This window comes from Zoogloea sp. GDB6 (assembly GCF_056724105.1).
The window spans coordinates 5,731,853-5,747,215 of sequence record NZ_CM161497.1 but is presented as its reverse complement, the minus strand read 5'-3'; the positions used below and the strand labels follow the sequence as shown (position 1 = coordinate 5,747,215).

19 protein-coding genes, 1 tRNA gene, 1 other RNA gene and 1 pseudogene are annotated in these 15,363 nt (G+C 63.8%); 14 read left to right on the top strand and 8 right to left on the bottom strand.

From position 1 onward, the window contains the following. The first annotated feature begins 8 nt into the window (after positions 1-8). Both AC1PQG_RS26190 and rquA read left to right on the top strand, forming a co-directional pair. Complete coding sequence (locus AC1PQG_RS26190) at positions 9-191, top strand: hypothetical protein (protein WP_481120636.1); 183 nt, start codon at positions 9-11, stop codon at positions 189-191. Continuing rightward, positions 184-867, top strand: coding sequence for a rhodoquinone biosynthesis methyltransferase RquA (gene rquA / locus AC1PQG_RS26185; protein WP_481120635.1), 684 nt, complete (start codon positions 184-186; stop codon positions 865-867). Before AC1PQG_RS26190 ends, rquA begins: the two co-directional genes overlap by 8 nt. Positions 868-873: 6 nt before the next feature. Here rquA and AC1PQG_RS26180 read toward each other — a convergent pair whose 3' ends face one another. The 5 genes from AC1PQG_RS26180 to cbiB are packed head-to-tail and all read right to left on the bottom strand — an operon-like array spanning position 874 to position 5,502. Beyond that, positions 874-1,674 carry a cobalamin-binding protein gene (locus tag AC1PQG_RS26180; RefSeq protein WP_481120634.1) on the bottom strand — a complete coding sequence of 267 codons (801 nt, stop codon included), beginning with the start codon at positions 1,672-1,674 and terminating at the stop codon, positions 874-876. Between the two features lie 9 nt (positions 1,675-1,683). Next, positions 1,684-2,706 carry a hypothetical protein gene (locus tag AC1PQG_RS26175; protein ID WP_481120633.1) on the bottom strand — a complete coding sequence of 341 codons (1,023 nt, stop codon included), beginning with the start codon at positions 2,704-2,706 and terminating at the stop codon, positions 1,684-1,686. Beyond that, positions 2,703-3,572, bottom strand: a complete 870-nt coding sequence (locus AC1PQG_RS26170; protein ID WP_481120632.1) for a cobalamin-binding protein — start codon at positions 3,570-3,572, stop codon at positions 2,703-2,705. The genes AC1PQG_RS26175 and AC1PQG_RS26170 overlap by 4 nt, the downstream gene beginning before the upstream one ends. A 24-nt stretch (positions 3,573-3,596) precedes the next feature. Continuing rightward, positions 3,597-4,568 (bottom strand): threonine-phosphate decarboxylase CobD, encoded by a 972-nt coding sequence (gene cobD, locus AC1PQG_RS26165; RefSeq protein ID WP_481120631.1) that lies wholly within the window; start codon positions 4,566-4,568, stop codon positions 3,597-3,599. Then, positions 4,561-5,502, bottom strand: coding sequence for an adenosylcobinamide-phosphate synthase CbiB (gene cbiB / locus AC1PQG_RS26160; RefSeq protein WP_481120630.1), 942 nt, complete (start codon positions 5,500-5,502; stop codon positions 4,561-4,563). Before cbiB ends, cobD begins: the two co-directional genes overlap by 8 nt. A gap of 39 nt (positions 5,503-5,541) precedes the next feature. On the opposite strand from cbiB, the gene AC1PQG_RS26155 reads away from it, so the two are divergent. The 4 genes from AC1PQG_RS26155 to ssrS all read left to right on the top strand — a co-directional run bounded on the left by AC1PQG_RS26155 (position 5,542) and on the right by ssrS (position 7,794). Further along, positions 5,542-7,053 carry a cobyric acid synthase gene (locus AC1PQG_RS26155; protein ID WP_481120629.1) on the top strand — a complete coding sequence of 504 codons (1,512 nt, stop codon included), beginning with the start codon at positions 5,542-5,544 and terminating at the stop codon, positions 7,051-7,053. Between the two features lie 32 nt (positions 7,054-7,085). Then, positions 7,086-7,280, top strand: a complete 195-nt coding sequence (zapB, locus tag AC1PQG_RS26150; protein ID WP_481116780.1) for a cell division protein ZapB — start codon at positions 7,086-7,088, stop codon at positions 7,278-7,280. A gap of 1 nt (position 7,281) precedes the next feature. Then, the gene (locus AC1PQG_RS26145; RefSeq protein ID WP_481120628.1) at positions 7,282-7,578 is read left to right on the top strand and encodes a cell division protein ZapA; all 297 of its coding nucleotides are present in this window, start codon (positions 7,282-7,284) and stop codon (positions 7,576-7,578) included. 34 nt (positions 7,579-7,612) lie between these two features. After that, positions 7,613-7,794, top strand: a non-coding RNA gene (ssrS, locus tag AC1PQG_RS26140) — 6S RNA. An 87-nt stretch (positions 7,795-7,881) separates the two neighbouring features. Here the strand turns inward: ssrS and AC1PQG_RS26135 are convergent. Beyond that, a complete protein-coding gene (locus tag AC1PQG_RS26135) occupies positions 7,882-8,337 on the bottom strand; it encodes a c-type cytochrome (protein ID WP_481120627.1) in 456 nt (151 codons plus the stop codon). 147 nt (positions 8,338-8,484) lie between these two features. On the opposite strand from AC1PQG_RS26135, the gene AC1PQG_RS26130 reads away from it, so the two are divergent. Then, positions 8,485-8,561, top strand: a tRNA-Arg gene (locus tag AC1PQG_RS26130). Between the two features lie 182 nt (positions 8,562-8,743). On the opposite strand, the gene AC1PQG_RS26125 is transcribed toward AC1PQG_RS26130, so the two are convergent. After that, the gene (locus tag AC1PQG_RS26125; protein WP_481120626.1) at positions 8,744-8,995 is read right to left on the bottom strand and encodes a helix-turn-helix domain-containing protein; all 252 of its coding nucleotides are present in this window, start codon (positions 8,993-8,995) and stop codon (positions 8,744-8,746) included. A 143-nt stretch (positions 8,996-9,138) separates the two neighbouring features. On the opposite strand from AC1PQG_RS26125, the gene AC1PQG_RS26120 reads away from it, so the two are divergent. From AC1PQG_RS26120 to AC1PQG_RS26105, 4 genes are all read left to right on the top strand, one after another. After that, the gene (locus AC1PQG_RS26120; RefSeq protein WP_481120625.1) at positions 9,139-9,375 is read left to right on the top strand and encodes a hypothetical protein; all 237 of its coding nucleotides are present in this window, start codon (positions 9,139-9,141) and stop codon (positions 9,373-9,375) included. Beyond that, positions 9,353-10,606 (top strand): Arm DNA-binding domain-containing protein, encoded by a 1,254-nt coding sequence (locus AC1PQG_RS26115; RefSeq protein ID WP_481120624.1) that lies wholly within the window; start codon positions 9,353-9,355, stop codon positions 10,604-10,606. The genes AC1PQG_RS26120 and AC1PQG_RS26115 overlap by 23 nt, the downstream gene beginning before the upstream one ends. Next, positions 10,599-11,570 (top strand): HD domain-containing protein, encoded by a 972-nt coding sequence (locus AC1PQG_RS26110; RefSeq protein WP_481120623.1) that lies wholly within the window; start codon positions 10,599-10,601, stop codon positions 11,568-11,570. The genes AC1PQG_RS26115 and AC1PQG_RS26110 overlap by 8 nt, the downstream gene beginning before the upstream one ends. A gap of 144 nt (positions 11,571-11,714) precedes the next feature. Then, a complete protein-coding gene (locus tag AC1PQG_RS26105; RefSeq protein ID WP_481120622.1) occupies positions 11,715-12,308 on the top strand; it encodes a hypothetical protein in 594 nt (197 codons plus the stop codon). Here the strand turns inward: AC1PQG_RS26105 and AC1PQG_RS26100 are convergent. Continuing rightward, positions 12,290-12,595: a helix-turn-helix domain-containing protein gene (locus AC1PQG_RS26100; RefSeq protein ID WP_481120621.1), complete on the bottom strand. Its 306-nt coding sequence runs from the start codon at positions 12,593-12,595 to the stop codon at positions 12,290-12,292. The two genes, AC1PQG_RS26105 and AC1PQG_RS26100, sit on opposite strands and share 19 nt — an antisense overlap. A gap of 161 nt (positions 12,596-12,756) precedes the next feature. On the opposite strand from AC1PQG_RS26100, the gene AC1PQG_RS26095 reads away from it, so the two are divergent. The 3 genes and pseudogenes from AC1PQG_RS26095 to AC1PQG_RS26085 all read left to right on the top strand — a co-directional run bounded on the left by AC1PQG_RS26095 (position 12,757) and on the right by AC1PQG_RS26085 (position 15,258). Next, the gene (locus AC1PQG_RS26095) at positions 12,757-13,410 is read left to right on the top strand and encodes a hypothetical protein (protein WP_481120620.1); all 654 of its coding nucleotides are present in this window, start codon (positions 12,757-12,759) and stop codon (positions 13,408-13,410) included. Positions 13,411-13,515: 105 nt separating this feature from the next. Beyond that, a pseudogene (locus tag AC1PQG_RS26090) lies at positions 13,516-13,620 on the top strand (IS3 family transposase); the annotation flags it as partial. 318 nt (positions 13,621-13,938) lie between these two features. Next, positions 13,939-15,258 carry a cation:proton antiporter gene (locus AC1PQG_RS26085; protein WP_481120619.1) on the top strand — a complete coding sequence of 440 codons (1,320 nt, stop codon included), beginning with the start codon at positions 13,939-13,941 and terminating at the stop codon, positions 15,256-15,258. The last annotated feature ends 105 nt before the right edge of the window (positions 15,259-15,363 follow it).

Genomic DNA, 15,363 nt, shown 5'->3' with positions numbered 1-15,363 from the left:
GTGAATAAATGGCCATAAAGGATGCGGTCATCAAGCTTTCCGCATGGAAAAAATCACATCGCAAGGGGCACGAACCCGTGCCGCCGCCGTATCATGCCCTCAGAAAGCAAGCGTGGTGCGGCTTTGCGCCGGATCACCCATTACAACCCGCCGAACAACGACGACAGCCAACGACACCAAGCCATGCGTGATCCTTCCCCAGCGGCGGCCAGCGAGCTGCCCGACTATCTCCGCGAAACCTACACCTGGGCCTATCTCGATCACCGCACGGTCCCCTGGCTGGACCGGCCAGTCGTGGTATCGGCGATCCTGTGGGGCAATGCCAGCCGCCTGATGGACAGCGCGGTGCGGGAATTCAGCCCCGGCCAGCGGGTGCTGCAAGCGGCGGCGGTGTATGGCGACTTCTCGCCGCGCCTGGCCCGCCAGCTCGGCGACGAAGGGCAGCTGACGGTGCTCGACGTGGCGCCGATCCAGATCGCCAACACCCGGCTCAAGCTCGCGCCCTGGCCCCACGCGCATGCGCAGGTGGCCGACCTGACCGAACCGGTGGGCGCCACCTTCGACGCGGCCTGTTGCTTCTTCCTGCTCCACGAAGTCCCGCCCGATGCGCGGCAGCGCATCGTCGCCAACCTGCTGGCCGCAGTCGAGCCAGGCGGCAAGATCGTCTTTGTGGACTACCACCGGCCCCGCTGGTGGCATCCGATGGGGCCGATCATGGCGCTGGTGTTCCGCTACCTGGAACCCTTCGCCAACTCCCTGCTGGCCGACTCCATCGACACCCTGGTGCCGGAATGCGCCGACTTCGAGTGGCGCAAGGAAACCTGCTTTGGCGGGTTGTACCAGAAGGTGGTGGGCATCCGCCGCTGAAGGTGGTCAGCCCAGGCTATCCAGGCAGGCGGCAATCGCCGGCAGGCCTTCGCGGATCGCTGCCGGCCCCGGCGCCAGCAGAATCGCCGACTTGATCTCGAAGACCCGCCCGTCGCGCACCGCCGGCAGCGCATCCCAGCCCTCCCGCGACGTGACGTGGCTCGGCTGGAAATGCTTGCCACACCAGGAGCCGATAATCACCTCCGGCGCCCGCGGGATGACCAGCGCCGCATCCGCGAGGATGCGCTGCTTGGCGTTGGGATGCACCGACAGCTCGCCGAAACAGTCTTCGCCGCCGGCAATGCCGATCATCTCGGAGACCCAGCGGATGCCGGTGATCAACGGCTCGTTCCACTCTTCGAAATAGACCTTCGGCCTGCGCCCCAGGCGTGCTGCGCGAGCCTCGCCGCGGACCCGCACGTCGGCGATGGTCGCTTCCAGCTCGGCCACCAGGGCCAACGCCTTCTGCTCGGCGCCCACCAGCCGGCCGACGGTCTCCACCATCGCCAGGATGCCGTCCACGCTGCGATGGTTGAACACATGCACCGCCACGCCAGCCTTCACCAGATCCCGCGCGATGTCGCCCTGCAGATCGGAAAAAGCCAGTACCAGGTCCGGCTCGACAGCCAGGATGCGTTCGATCTTGGCGCTGCTGAAGCCGCTGACCTTGGGCTTCTCCTTGCGCGCCCGCGGCGGATGGGTGGTGAAGCCGGAGATGCCGGCGATGCACGCCTCCTCGCCGAGCAGATAGAGCACTTCGACGGTCTCGGTGGACAGGCAGACGATGCGTTGGGGCAGACGGGACATGGCTTCGCGTTATCGGGGATAGGGTGCCGGGCACCGCTGGCGGTCGCCGGCCGGGTTGCACAGATGGACCTGGGCCAGGAAGGCTTCCGCCGCCGCCCGGGGGTTTTCGCTGTCGGCCTTGAGCCGCTCGGCGTCCCCCGCCGGCAGACGCCAGGCACGCTGGACCACGTATACGTAATCCGGCCCCTCGATGGCTTTCACGACCGCCATCTCGGCGTAATTGGTATCCGGCACCTGGGGGCACACCAGATAGGTCTGCACGGTCTCGCCGCTGGCCCCGTCGCCCTCGCGGGGCAGGCTGTCCACCGGACCGGCTGGCACGCCGCAACGCGCCTGGCGTGCCTGCTGCATGCCTTCGAGCAGCGCCCGCGCCTGGCCCGGGCTGCTCACCCGCGGCAGGCCCTGCACGCCGATCAGCTGGGTCCATTCCCGCGGGCTGTCGCCGAGGGGCACGAAATCCGCCAGCCAGCCCCGCGCACCTGCACTGTTGGCCGCCGGCACGCTGTCCGACGGCAGCGGCAGGTTGAGCCAGCGCAGCTTGCCGGCGGACTCATCCGCGCTGCGCTCGGCGGCCAGTTCCTGCAACCGACGCAACGGCGGGTCGAGCTCAGCCTGAAAATCGGTAGCGCTGCTCTCGCTGACCTTCAACTGGGAGCTGCTGGCCTCGAAGCTGTACCACACGTCATAGTGGCGCAGCACACCGCAGGCCTGCACGGACCAGCGCTCCAAGGCGTGGTGCACGCGGCGCGGGCGCGTCTCGATGAGATCCGGCGCGGCCTGCACCGTGTCGATGACGATCAGGTTACTGCAGGCCTTGCTGCGCCGGCTTTCCAGTTCCTCGATGCGTTCGATGACCTTGGCCTGTGAGGCGGCCTGACGCCATGCGCCAGCATAGCCCGGCACCTTGCGCTCATCCGCGGGGACGGCAGCCACCTGGCCGATCTGCGTAACGACCTCGCCGGGCAGCGGAGCGGCCACGGCCACCCGCAGCACCGCCACCAGCGCCAGGCCGGGCAGGAAACGGCCCTTCATCGCCTGGCCCTCACTTCTTCGAGCTGGCCGCACAGACGCTCGGCCCCGTCGAGGATACGCGGCGTGTGGCGCTGGATCAGGTCGGGCGGGATGAAGAACAGGTTGCCCTTGGCCACCGCCGGCAGCTTGGTCCACTTGCGCCAGTCGTCCAGCCATTCCGGCCGGCTCTCGCCCATGCCGCTGGCAACGATGGCATCCGGCGCGGCAGCCAGCACCGCTTCCACATCGATGGTCGGCGCCAGCATCGGCAGCTTGGCAAACACATTGTCGCCGCCGCACAGGCGAATCACGTCGGAGATGAGGTGTTCGCCGTTGATGGTCATCAGCGGGCGGTTCCAGATCTCGTAGAACGTCCGCACCTTGGGACGCCGCGCATAGCGGGCCTCCAGCGCCGCATGGCGCTTGCGGAAGGCCTGCGCGGCAGCATCGGCCACAGCACTGGTACCGGCCAGCCGCCCGAACTGGGACAAGCTGCGGGCCACGTCCTCGATGCGCCGCGGCTCATTGATGAAGACCGGGACGCCAAGGGCCTTGAACTTGTCCAGTTGGGCCTCCCGGTTGCCGCTCTTCCAGGCGATCACCAGGTCGGGCTTGAGGGACGCGACCATCTCCATGTCCGGCGCAGTGTAACTACCGACCCGCGCAACCTTGCCTGCAGCCTCCGGATAGTCGCTGTACTGCACCGCACCGACCACCCGGTCGCCAGCACCGGCAGCAAACAGCAGTTCGGTCACATGGGGCGCGAGGCTGACGATGCGCCTGGCCGGCTGGGCCAGATGCAGGGTCTGGCCCTGGTCGTCGGTGACGTCGATGGACGCCCGGGCGAAACCGGACACGAGCAGCAGGGCAAAAAGAAACCGACGCATGAAGAAGTCTTTCAGTGGAAGTCGTTACAGTCGGGCGAGCGCCGCGGCCAGGCGCGACCACTCGCTCTCGTGGCCCGGCAGGCCGAAGCGCAGCCCGGACGGCGTTTCGAACAGGCGGGTCAGGATGCCCTGTTCCGCAAGGCGGGCGTGGATGCCGCTTGCGGCGGCGCTCGGCCGCCACTGGAACAGCGCCGTGCCGGCCCCGCCGGTGAGGCCATGGCGATCCAGCAAGGCCGCGAGCCGCCGGCTGTCGGCTGTCAGGCGCTCCCGCGCCGTGTGCTGCCAGGCCCGGTCAGCCAGCGCCGCGGCAGTCACCGCCCGTGCCGGACCGGACACCGCCCACGGCCCGAGCCGCTCGGCCAGTTGCGCACGCAGCGCGGCCTCGGCAAACACGAAACCGACCCGCGCACCGGCCAGGCCGAAGAACTTCCCCACCGAGCGCAGCACCACCAGGCCGGGGCGCCCGGCCAGCGGTACCAGGCTGTCGTCCGGTTCGGCATCGATGAAGGCCTCATCCACGATCAGGCGCCCACCACGGCTGGCCAGGCCCTCCTGCCAGGCCAGCAACTGTCGGCGCGAGAAACGCTGCCCGTCCGGATTGTTGGGCTGCACCAACAACAGGGTGTCGGCATCCCGCACCGCGGCATCGATGCGTTCGGCCGGCAGCGCCTGCAGCGCATGGCCGCGCCAGGCGTAGGGATGTTCGGCGTAGGTCGGCGCCAGCGTGACCACACGGCCGGGCGGAAAGCACGCCGGCAGTGTCTGGATGGCGGCCTGGGAACCCGCCACCGGCAGCAGCTCCGCGCTGCCGTAATAGGCTGCCGCAGCGGCCTCCAGGCCATCGTCGTCTTCCGGCAGGCGCAGCCAGACTTCGGGCGCCAGCGCGGGCACCGGGTAAGCCTGGGGATTGATGCCGGTGGACAGATCCATCCAGTCGCCCAGCGGAATGCCATAGTGCTGCGCCGCGCTACGCAACCTACCGCCGTGTTCAAGCATGGAGGAACACGCTGACGATGGCGACGCCCAGCAACCACAACCACACGCTGTTCTGCACCAGGGCCAGCGCCTTGTCGATGTCCGCCGCCGCCGCCGGCCGGCCGGCCCCCAGGGACGGACGGCTTTCCAGGTGACCGTGGTAGATCGCCGGGCCGCCGAGGGACAGGTCCAGCGCGCCGGCGCCCGAGGCCATCACCGGACCGGCGTTGGGGCTGTCCCAGGCCGGTGCCTGGGTACGCCAGCAGCGCAGCGCGGTCGCCGTGTGACCGAGCAATGCATAGCTCAGCGCGGTCAGGCGGGCCGGGATGAAATTGAGCACATCGTCGATGCGCGCCGCCGCCCAGCCGAAGCGCAGATAGCGCTCATTGCGGTAGCCCCACATGGCGTCCAGCGTGTTGGCGAGACGGAACATCAGCGCCCCCGGCCCACCCAGCAACGCGAACCAGAACAGCGCGCCGAAGATCGCGTCGTTACCGTTTTCCAGCACCGATTCGACGGTGGCCTTGGCCACGCCGGACTCGTCTAGCTCGGAGGTGTCGCGGGAGACGATCCACGACAGGCGGCCGCGCGCGCCGGCCAGATCGCCTGCAGCCAGAGGCGTGGCGACTGCCCGTGCATGCTCCGCCAGGCTGCGACCGCCGATCGCCGCGTACAGCAGCACCACATCGAGCAGCATGCCGAACCAGAAATGTCCCTCCCGCAGCGAACCGGCCAGCGCGACCCACGGCAGCACCGCCACGCTCCAGGCAAGCAGGCCGACGGCCCGGTTGATGATGCCGATGCGGCGGAACAGGCGCTCGACAGCCGCGGCGTAGCGGCCGAAGCCGACCAGCGGGTGGTAGCGGCGCGGCTCGCCGAGCAGGTGATCGAGGAGCAGACCAAAGGCCATCGGGATGACGATCGGCAGCAGGACGAGGAGGTATACAGCGGACATGGGATAATCGAAGGCTTTCTGCACCCGAGATTGTAAGTCATGCGCCACGCCAGCACCCTGATGGTTCAGGGCACCACGTCCGACGCGGGCAAAAGCACCCTGGTCGCCGGCCTCGCCCGCCTGCTGTGGCGGCGCGGTGTGCGGGTGGCACCCTTCAAGCCGCAGAACATGGCCCTCAACTCGGCGGTAACGGTGGATGGCGGCGAGATCGGCCGCGCCCAGGCCCTGCAGGCGGTGGCTGCCGGCCTCGAGCCCCACACCGACATGAACCCGGTGCTGCTCAAGCCGTCCACCGACATCGGTGCCCAGGTCATCATCCACGGCCGCGCGGTGGCCAACCTGTCGGCCCGCGACTACCACGAGTACAAGCCACGGGCGATGGCTGCCGTGCTGGAAAGCTACGGCCGCCTGACGGACAAGTACGAAGCGGTGCTCGTCGAAGGCGCCGGCAGCCCGGCGGAGATCAACCTGCGCGACCGGGACATCGCCAACATGGGCTTCGCCGAAGAGGTGGACTGCCCGGTAATCCTCGTCGCCGACATCGACCGTGGCGGCGTCTTCGCCCACCTAGTCGGCACCCTCGACCTGCTGTCGCCCAGCGAACAGGCCCGCGTGAAGGGCTTCGTGATCAACCGCTTCCGCGGCGACATCGGCCTGCTGCAATCCGGCCTCGACTGGCTGGAAGAACGCACCGGCCGGCCCGTGCTGGGCGTGCTGCCCTACCTGCACGGCCTCTTCCTCGACGCCGAGGACGCACTGGCCGACGCCCGTGCAGAGAAGGGCGAAGCCCGCCTGCGCGTCGTCGCACCGGTCTATCCGCGAATCTCCAACCATACCGACCTGGACGCCCTGCGCCTGCATCCGCAGGTGGATTTCAGCTGGGTCGGCCCCGGCCAGCCCATTCCGCCGGCCGACCTGATCGTGCTGCCGGGCTCCAAGTCCGTACAGGCCGACCTGGCCTGGCTGCGCGCCCAGGGCTGGGAGACGGCGCTCCGCCGCCACCTGCGCTACGGCGGCAAGCTGGTGGCGATCTGCGGCGGCTACCAGATGCTCGGCCGCCAGCTGCACGACCCGCAGGGCCTCGAGGGCGCCCCTGCCAGCCTGCCCGGCCTCGGCCTGCTCGACGTGGAAACCACGCTGGAAGCCGAAAAGCAGCTGGTCAATGTCACCGGCACGCTGGCGCTGCCCGGCGCACCAACCGTCAAAGGCTACGAGATCCACATGGGCGTCACCCACGGCGCAGCCCTCGAACGCCCCGCCGCCCATCTGGCCGACTGCCGCCCCGACGGCGTGCAGTCGGACGACGGGCAGATTCTCGGCACCTATCTGCACGGCCTGTTCGACCACCCGGACGCCCTCGCCGCACTGCTGGCCTGGGCCGGCGTCAGCGACGCGGAGCGCATCGACCTGGCCGCCCGTCGCGAAGCCGATCTCGACCGCCTCGCCGACAGCATGGAAAAACACCTCCATCTGGACCGCCTGGCAGCCTGCTTCGGTGACGGCGCCGCGGCCCGCGCCTTGCGTCCGTCATCACCCGCGGCGCTTGCTTGACCCCGTCCCCGCCCCTCTCTAACATTCGCCGCATGGATGCCGAACTCGCCTCTCTCGAACAGAAACTCGAACAACTGATCAGCCATTGCACAGCTGCTCGGACCGAAAACCAACGCCTGCGGGAACGGGTTGCCAGCCTCGAAAATGCCAACCAGGAGCTCAACGCCAAGCTGAGCCAGGTCGGCAGCCGTCTCGAGGACCTTCTCGCCCGCATCCCTGAGGCCTGACATGGAACAGCTGGACATCAAGCTGCTGGGGCGCGAATACCGCGTCGCCTGCAAGTCGGAAGAAAAGGACGGCCTGCTGGCCGCCGTGGCCTATCTGGATGGCAAGATGCGCGATCTGGCCACCAAGACCAATTCGTCCGGCGAACGCCTGGCCGTCATGACGGCCTTGAATATCAGCCACGAATTTCTGCAACTGCAACGTGCCGGCGGGTTTGACATCCCGACGCTCAAGCGTAGAATCGAGCACATAAACGGTCGCCTCGATACAGCCCTCGCTGAGCAGGTAAATCTGTTCTGAGAACGGTAAATCCAGGCAATCAAAAGGTTTGATAAATCCCCTGCGGTGTTGGTCAAGGCTTAAAACTCCTTGAACCAATGTCTTCGTGACATGGGTCGCTGCCCATAGAAACCGTTGGTGTGCGCGTTCCTCGTCGAACGTGCCTGATACGGAAGGAATGCGGCCCCCCTGAACTCCGGTTCAGGATGAAGGCCTGACGGCACGCGCGGGGGACCCATGAAGAAAAGGCGCAGACCATCGGTCTGCGCCTTTTCCATTTCCGCTCCAGCTTTTGCCCGTGGAGCAAAAGCTGGCAGGGAAAACTTATTCCGGAGCCTTGAAGCCGGCGCCCGCCTTGTTGGCCAGGAAGGCCACGGCACGCTTCAGCTCGTCATCGGTCAGATCGGCCGCGCCACCACGCGGGGGCATCGCGTTCTTGCCAGCTGCGGCGGACTTCACCAGGGTATCGTAGCCTTGGGCAATACGCGGGCCCCAGGCAGCCTTGTCGCCAGCCTTCGGAGCACCGGCAGCGCCGCTCTCGTGACACGCAGCGCAGACAGCCTTGAAGATGTCCTCACCCTTGCGGCTGCCCGGTGCAGCAGCCGGCGCGGCAGCCAACTCGACTTTAGCGACCGGCTGGACCAGCTTGGCAGCCAGTTCTTCATCAACGGCAGCCTTCTTGCCACAGCCCACGAGCTGGGTGGCAAGCGCAGCAACACCGATGGAAAGCGCGATTCGCGCGAAGGAACGAACAGGGGCAGAACGACCAAGATCCGACATGCTGAATTCCTCGAGTACTGGCAAATTTAATAAAGCATTGATTATAGCGGGGCTATTCACCTTCTGTCAGGCAAAGCATGGACTTCGCCGCCGTTTCACGCTATCCTGCGCGCCGCACATGAAAATGCGCAGCGTTGTTTCCGACGGGCGCCCGTAGCTCAGCTGGATAGAGTACTGCCCTCCGAAGGCAGGGGTCGGACGTTCGAATCGTCTCGGGCGCGCCAATACATCAATGGGTTAGATCAACAGATCTAGCCCATTTTTGTTTTTGGCCCATCCTTGGCCCAAAGTTAGCCCACCTCTGGCCCACGGTTTTTTCGTCTCGCTTGGCAAGGGGACGATTTGCCCCCTGCTCTCCTGGCCCATGCGTTGATGGGCTGCGAACCAGCCCCCGCACCGCACCGCACTACTCTCCCCCATCCCCTGCAGGCTTCCCGTCATCCGGAAGGTGTTCAGCGAGTTGCTCCAGGCGACACGCAAAGTAATCGCACAGACGATCAAGGTTGTCCGTCACGGTGCTGTAGCCGGGATGGTTGGCAATCTTCGACAGGGTCATGCGGTTGATCCCAGTCTGTGCGGCAACCTCCGTCATTGTGATCACGCGGCGCTCACGAAACTCCTTTTCTGCAATTAGCTCCTTGAGCCTGAACCTGATCATGACTTGCACCTGAGTGTGTTTTGTTACGAGTGATTAAAAATATTATCGCTCGTAGTTGACATTACGCATAGATGTGATTAAATTTGTTATCAGGTGATTGAAAAACACAACCACCGATCCGATTAATCATCAAGGAGCGCATCATGGAACTGACCTACCTCACCACGGACGAGTTGTCGGAGCGCATCAAGTACGACCCTCGGACAATTCGCGAACGCCTGAAGGACAGCGTGCTGATTGAAGGTACCCATTACATTCGTCCATTCGGCGGACGCAAGATTCTGTACATCTGGGAGCACATCAAGCGCGACATGGGCTTGAAATCGGCCGAAAACCACTTTGCGATTCCGATGGCGAATGGGGGTGTATGCCATGGGTAGCATCCGCACACACAGTCAGACAGGTGCGCTGTTCTTTGACTTCCGCTTTGCAGGCGCTCGCTGCCGTGAATACACGACTCTCTCGGACACCGCGGCCAACAAGAAGAAGATGGAGAAGGTGATGAAGATGATCGAAGCCGACATCACCGCCGGCACCTTCGACTACCGCAAGTACTTTCCGGCCAGCAAGAACGCCGCCCGCTTCGATGCGCCTCCGGCAGTCAGTGTCGCGGTGACCGTAACCGCTCCGAGCGCACCGCCGGTCGCCCCGACGCCGCTCTTCAAGGACTTCGCGGAGATCTGGTATCTGGAGAAGGAAGTGGAGTGGCGCAAGTCCCACCGGATCACGATCCGACGGGAGCTCGACAGCCTGATTGCCCGTTTTGGAGAGAAGGCGGTCGGCCAAATCGCCAAGGCTGACGTACTTGCCTACCGCGCCGAACTCGGCAAAGTGACTGCGCGGGGCAAGGAAACCAAGTTGTCTGCTGCACGGATCAACAAGATGCTGAATCCGCTCAGGCAAATCCTCAACGAAGCGGCCGACCGATTCAATTTTCCCACGCCCTACCAGAACATCAAACAACTGCGTATCAAACGCACGGATGTGGATCCCTTCTCCCTTGAGGAGGTGAAGTCCATCCTCGCCACAGTGCGGCCGGACTTCCATGACTACTTCACCGTTCGCTTCTTCACCGGCATGCGCACGGGCGAGGTGGATGGGCTCAAGTGGAAGTACGTGGATTTCGAACGCCGGCTGATTCTGGTCCGCGAGACGGTTGTCCTCGGCGACGAGGAATACACCAAGACGGACGGCTCACAGCGGGATATCCAGATGAGCCAACTCGTTTTTGACGCCCTCAAGCGTCAAGAGGCGGCGACCGGCAAGACCTCGGAGTTCGTGTTCTGCAATCGCCTGGGCAAGCCCCTCGATCACAAGAACGTGACGAATCGGGTCTGGTATCCCCTCCTCCGCCATCTGGGGCTCAAGAAGCGGCGCCCCTACCAGTGCCGACACACCGCAGCCACGCTGTGGCTGGCCGCTGGCGAGGCACCGGAGTGGATCGCCCGGCAACTGGGACACACGACCACCGAGATGCTGTTCCGTGTCTATTCCCGCTACGTGCCCAACCTCACCCGTCGAGACGGCTCGGCCTTTGAACGACTGATCACTCAGTCAATCGCCGACCAGCCCCTGCCTGTTCAGCACACGAAGGAGAGCCACAATGCCTGATTCGAAACTTACTTCCGGCATCGGTCAGTTGCCGAGCGCCGATCACGTGGTGGATCGCCTTCCCACCCTGTTTCGCCTGCAAGCCATCGCTCGTTTCCCCTTCGATGAGCGGCACAGCCTGTGCCAGGCCGTTTTGTTCCATGAGCAAGCCAACCTCAAAGTCGAGTGGCTGTGCCGCCAACCTGACAACCGGCTCACCGTCGGCACCCTGGTGTCGATCCGTTGGCTCGGTCGTCCGGTGACGACGGCAGGTGCGGTGCGGATCTCACGCATCGTGAAGCTGGAACGGCCGGAGGCCAGCGTGAATCCCTTCTCGACGATTCTTCATGCGTGGGTCAAGGATCGCGCGCTCATCGCCCGTGCCGCCCAACTCTGGGAAGCCATGGGTCGTCCTCTGCAACACCTCTTCAATGCGGTGTTCTGGGACCACCATCGGTTCGAACGCTACCTGGACGGGCCCAGTTCCCTGGCGGGTCACCACAATGGCCGTAACGGCAATTTCCGGCACGCCATTGAGGTCGCAGAACGGGCCCGGGCCCTCGCCAGCCACCACTCGGAGGCGCACCTGCCGGTGCTGATCGCCAGCAGTCTGCTGCACGATGCCGGCAAGGCCGAGGAGTACCGCTTCAACGGCCGACACCGGCGATTCGAGATGACCGAGAGGGGCACCCTCCTTGGGCATAAGCACACCGTGCTGGAGTGGATTGCCGCCGCTCGCGCCCAGCACCGGGTGATCATCCCGGAGCCCCATTACCTGGCCTTGCTCCATGCGATCACCGCCGCCAAAGGGGCGCCCGATTGGCTGGGCTTACGAGAGCCACTCAGCCTTGATGCCCACATTCTTTCGATGGTGGACCGCCTGTCCGGGCAAGCCGACCTGGTCGCCCGGCATGCACCGGCACAGGGCGGATTTGGTGCCTACCACCGGCATCTGGGCGGACGGCCTTACGTGCTGAGGGAATGAGGGCACTCAGGGCAGGCGCCGCCGCTCGGCCAGCCCGCAGCGGCGGAGCCAAGTTGCCGCTTTGAGAATTGAGGCGTTCCGTTATGCTGAACCTGACAGCGGACGCCCCGTCATTCCCATTCTAGATATTGCTTGGAGATTCTCATGAATCCACATGAGGGTAGCGCTCGTCCCAACAGCCCGTCACTGCGCGGCACTTGCATCACACGTACCTTCGAATTGGCCGATCCGCGTCTTATCGACACCTGGAAATGGAATTTCGAGGAAATCAGCGACAGTCTGTACACCATCTCTGTCATCTGCCCCACGGTCCTGCGCGATGTCTATCCCAATGCAGAACGCGAGGAGATCAAGGATCTCATTGAACTGCAGTCGCACAAGATCAAACGGATGATTGAGTGGGCCGACCAGCAACTCTTCGCGGAAAGCCTGCAGATAGGCCAGCCCGGCCGACTCGAACTACTCAATGCGGCCATCCGGACGCCTCTGGCCAATGCCTACGTCGATCTCCTGATCCACGTGGACTGCGCGCTTCGCTTGTTGGACTCACTGTGGCTACAAGGCGCCCTCACGGACGCTGGCCATACCGAGAGAGTTTCGGCAATGCGGCGGATACCACGGCGGGTTCTGGGCGAAATCAGAAAGGCGCATGCGCACTGCCGCAGAGACATGCGAACCCACTATGCCAGGCAAGCCGCTTCCACGGACGTGCAGCACATTCACTCCGACTGCAACTGACTGATCAAGAGGTGGAGCTGGTCGCGGGAGCACGCTCCCAGAATCCGGATCAGCTCCGCCAAGTCGTCATCCGGCTCATACAGGTAAGAGACAGGCACACCCAATTCAGCAGCCAAGCGCTGGGCGGTCTGCAGATCCGGCACATGCTTGCCCCGTTCGTATTGGTTGATTCGGGCACTCGCAACGAACTGATCAATACCGGCCAAGATTCCAAGCTGCTTCTGCGATACGCCTTTTGCCTCGCGGGCTGTCTTCAAGCGCCTGGCGAACGCTGATCTTTCATCCACTCTCAGTCCCCTGCTCACAAGGACTAAGAGATTCTTAGGATCTACACCTATGGCATACTAAGGAATTCTTAGCACCACTGATCGACAGTGGGACCAACGCCGTCACTCAGGTCTCGCTCACCAAACGGACATCCCTGCATCCACCGAACAAGGAAAAAGACATGCACACGAAAGCTATTGCCTTGGCATCAGCCGTCATCCTGAGCGGCTGCGCATCCATGAAGCCGACTTACCACACCGAGTCGACCTTCGTGATCTACGACGTTCAGCCCGCCACACTCGACAGAAACCAGCTCCTGAATACCGTACTGACGGCAGTGCAGAAAAGTGCCACCAAGTTGAGAGTCAATCGAGACATTCCTCCCGCTGAACTTCCCGCCACCCCGGGCCGGTTCGAGTTGCAGGATCCATTCGCCAATTCGAAACTGGGGGCGCTGATGGCCTCTCAAGCCCAGAACGTTCGCGTCCCGGTCTGCAAGAATGCGCTGATGACCGTGTCGACTGACGACACCTCGATGGCACGTTATGGGGAGCAGACGACCTTCTTCCTGTGCGTCCTCCCCTACAAGGACGGCTATCAGATCGACATCCATGCGACCTTCACTCGCGTGAGTGGTGGCTTTAGCCCGCAGGGGATTGGCACGGCGGTCGGACGCTCCCTTGTGGGCGACTCAAGTCAGTTCATCCCGCGAACGATGCACTCGGTTCGGATAGCGGCTGAATCGGTAGGCGGCAAGGTGACGGTTGTCGATAGCTACATCCCAGAGGACTTCAAAGGCGCATTCACGAATCAAGCCCAAAGCGCTGGCAAGTAACCACGACACCACTCGCCGACCCATCGGGCCGCATCAGAGTCCTTTGGGTCGTTTCAGTCTTTCACCATGACCGCAACCCGACTCGGGGAGTTTCTTCCAACCACTCAGCGCGAGCGGATCAGGCGCCAGATCTACCTGACACGGGAAGTGGCCTGTGCAGATGTGTTCGATTACATCAAGCTGTTCTACAACCCGAAACGCAGGCACTGATGACATGCCGCAGATAGGCTTCGACATAGCTGTATATGTTTCACCTTCATTTTTATACATCTCTCCTGAGTCACTTCCACCATAGGCCGCTTCTGGTCAGCTCGGGAGATATTTGACTACCGCTACCCAGCACGTGCTAGATTGAAACAAGAAGACGCTCCTGCCAACGCGTAGCGGTTTCTTGACGCACCGAGTTACGAGCGTCCTACGGAGTATGGGTGTGGCGCGTGATCACTCCGCTTTCCGAATTCCCTGGCCAGAAGTCAGAGCTTACCGCCTCTACTGACGTGTGGTCATTCCCGTCCCTCCCGCCAGATCATGACCGTTGCTGACTGGTCTCTCCTCCTCGGAATCCTGCTGGTTACCATGGTTCTCGCCGGGACCTTTCTGGCCCGCCTTCCCCTCAGCACGGCCATGATTTATCTCGGTTTGGGCTATGCCTTGGGGCCTGGTGGCCTGGGTCTCATTACACTGGATCCGTTTCGACAGGCCGGCGTTCTCGCCCTGATCAGTGAGGTGGCCGTGCTCATCTCCCTGTTCGCTGTCGGCTTGACGCTCGGCGTCCCCATGCTCGACCGGCGTTGGCTATTGCCCGTACGGCTGGCCTTTCCCGTCATGGCCATCACCGTCGGACTCATCGCAGGTATCGGTATCATCGGACTCGACTTGCCCCCCGGCGCAGCGGTGCTCCTCGGCGCAGTTCTCGCTCCCACGGATCCGGTGCTAGCATCAGGCGTCCAGTCTGAATCTGGCGCAAGTCCAGACCGGGTGCGGTTCAGCTTAGCTGGCGAAGGCGCCCTCAACGACGGATCTGCCTTTCCCTTCGTCCTACTCGGCCTCGGCTTGCTCGGACTACACCCTCTTGGTTCCGCGGGCTGGCAGTGGCTGGCTGTCGATCTGCTCTGGGCAACCAGCGGCGGGCTGTTAATTGGCGCCATACTTGGTGCCCTGATAGGGAAGTTGGTGGTTTACCTGCGCACCCGCCACCATAATGCCGTTGGCCTAGATGAATTTCTGTCTCTGGGCCTAATCGCCATTTCTTACGGCTTGGCCCAGCGGTGCTTGGCATCTGGTTTTCTGGCTGTCTTCGCTGCCGGCCTGGCCCTGAACCGGGTGCGGGACTGGCCCATGGAGGGCACTGCCTCCACCGACCCGCCCACTGGTAGTGCAGACGTTGGCCGGTCCGACTGGGCCACCCACTCCCACCATGCCAGCTCCGCGATGACTCGGGCGGTCCGCGGTTTCAACGAACAACTGGAAAAGCTAGCGGAACTCGCCATGGTGCTCATCGTCGGAGTGCTCCTCACTGCCGTCACACCCTTGCCGGCCCTGTGGTGGTTCGTCCCCGTGCTGTTCCTGCTGGTGCGCCCCCTCGCCATCCTGATCGGCCTTGCCGGCCAATCCTTACCCCTCCACCAGAGCGCCTTGATCAGCTGGTTCGGCATACGAGGTATCGGATCGATCTTCTACCTGATGTTCGCCTTGAATCACGGCGTCACCGGCCCCCTGGCTCAGGGGCTGCTCAACTTGACCCTGGTCACGGTGGTCGCGTCCATCCTGGTCCACGGTATTTCCGTACTCCCTTTGATGACTTGGTATGCATCTCGGAAGGCGCAGAACAAACAAGACCATGGGTAAGCACGTGACTCGAAATAGCGGATCTCGAGGTGTCGTGATCTATTTCCCAGGTCCGGCCCAAGCATGTGGGCGCGAAGGGTGACGCTACTAACAGGCCGATGCAAA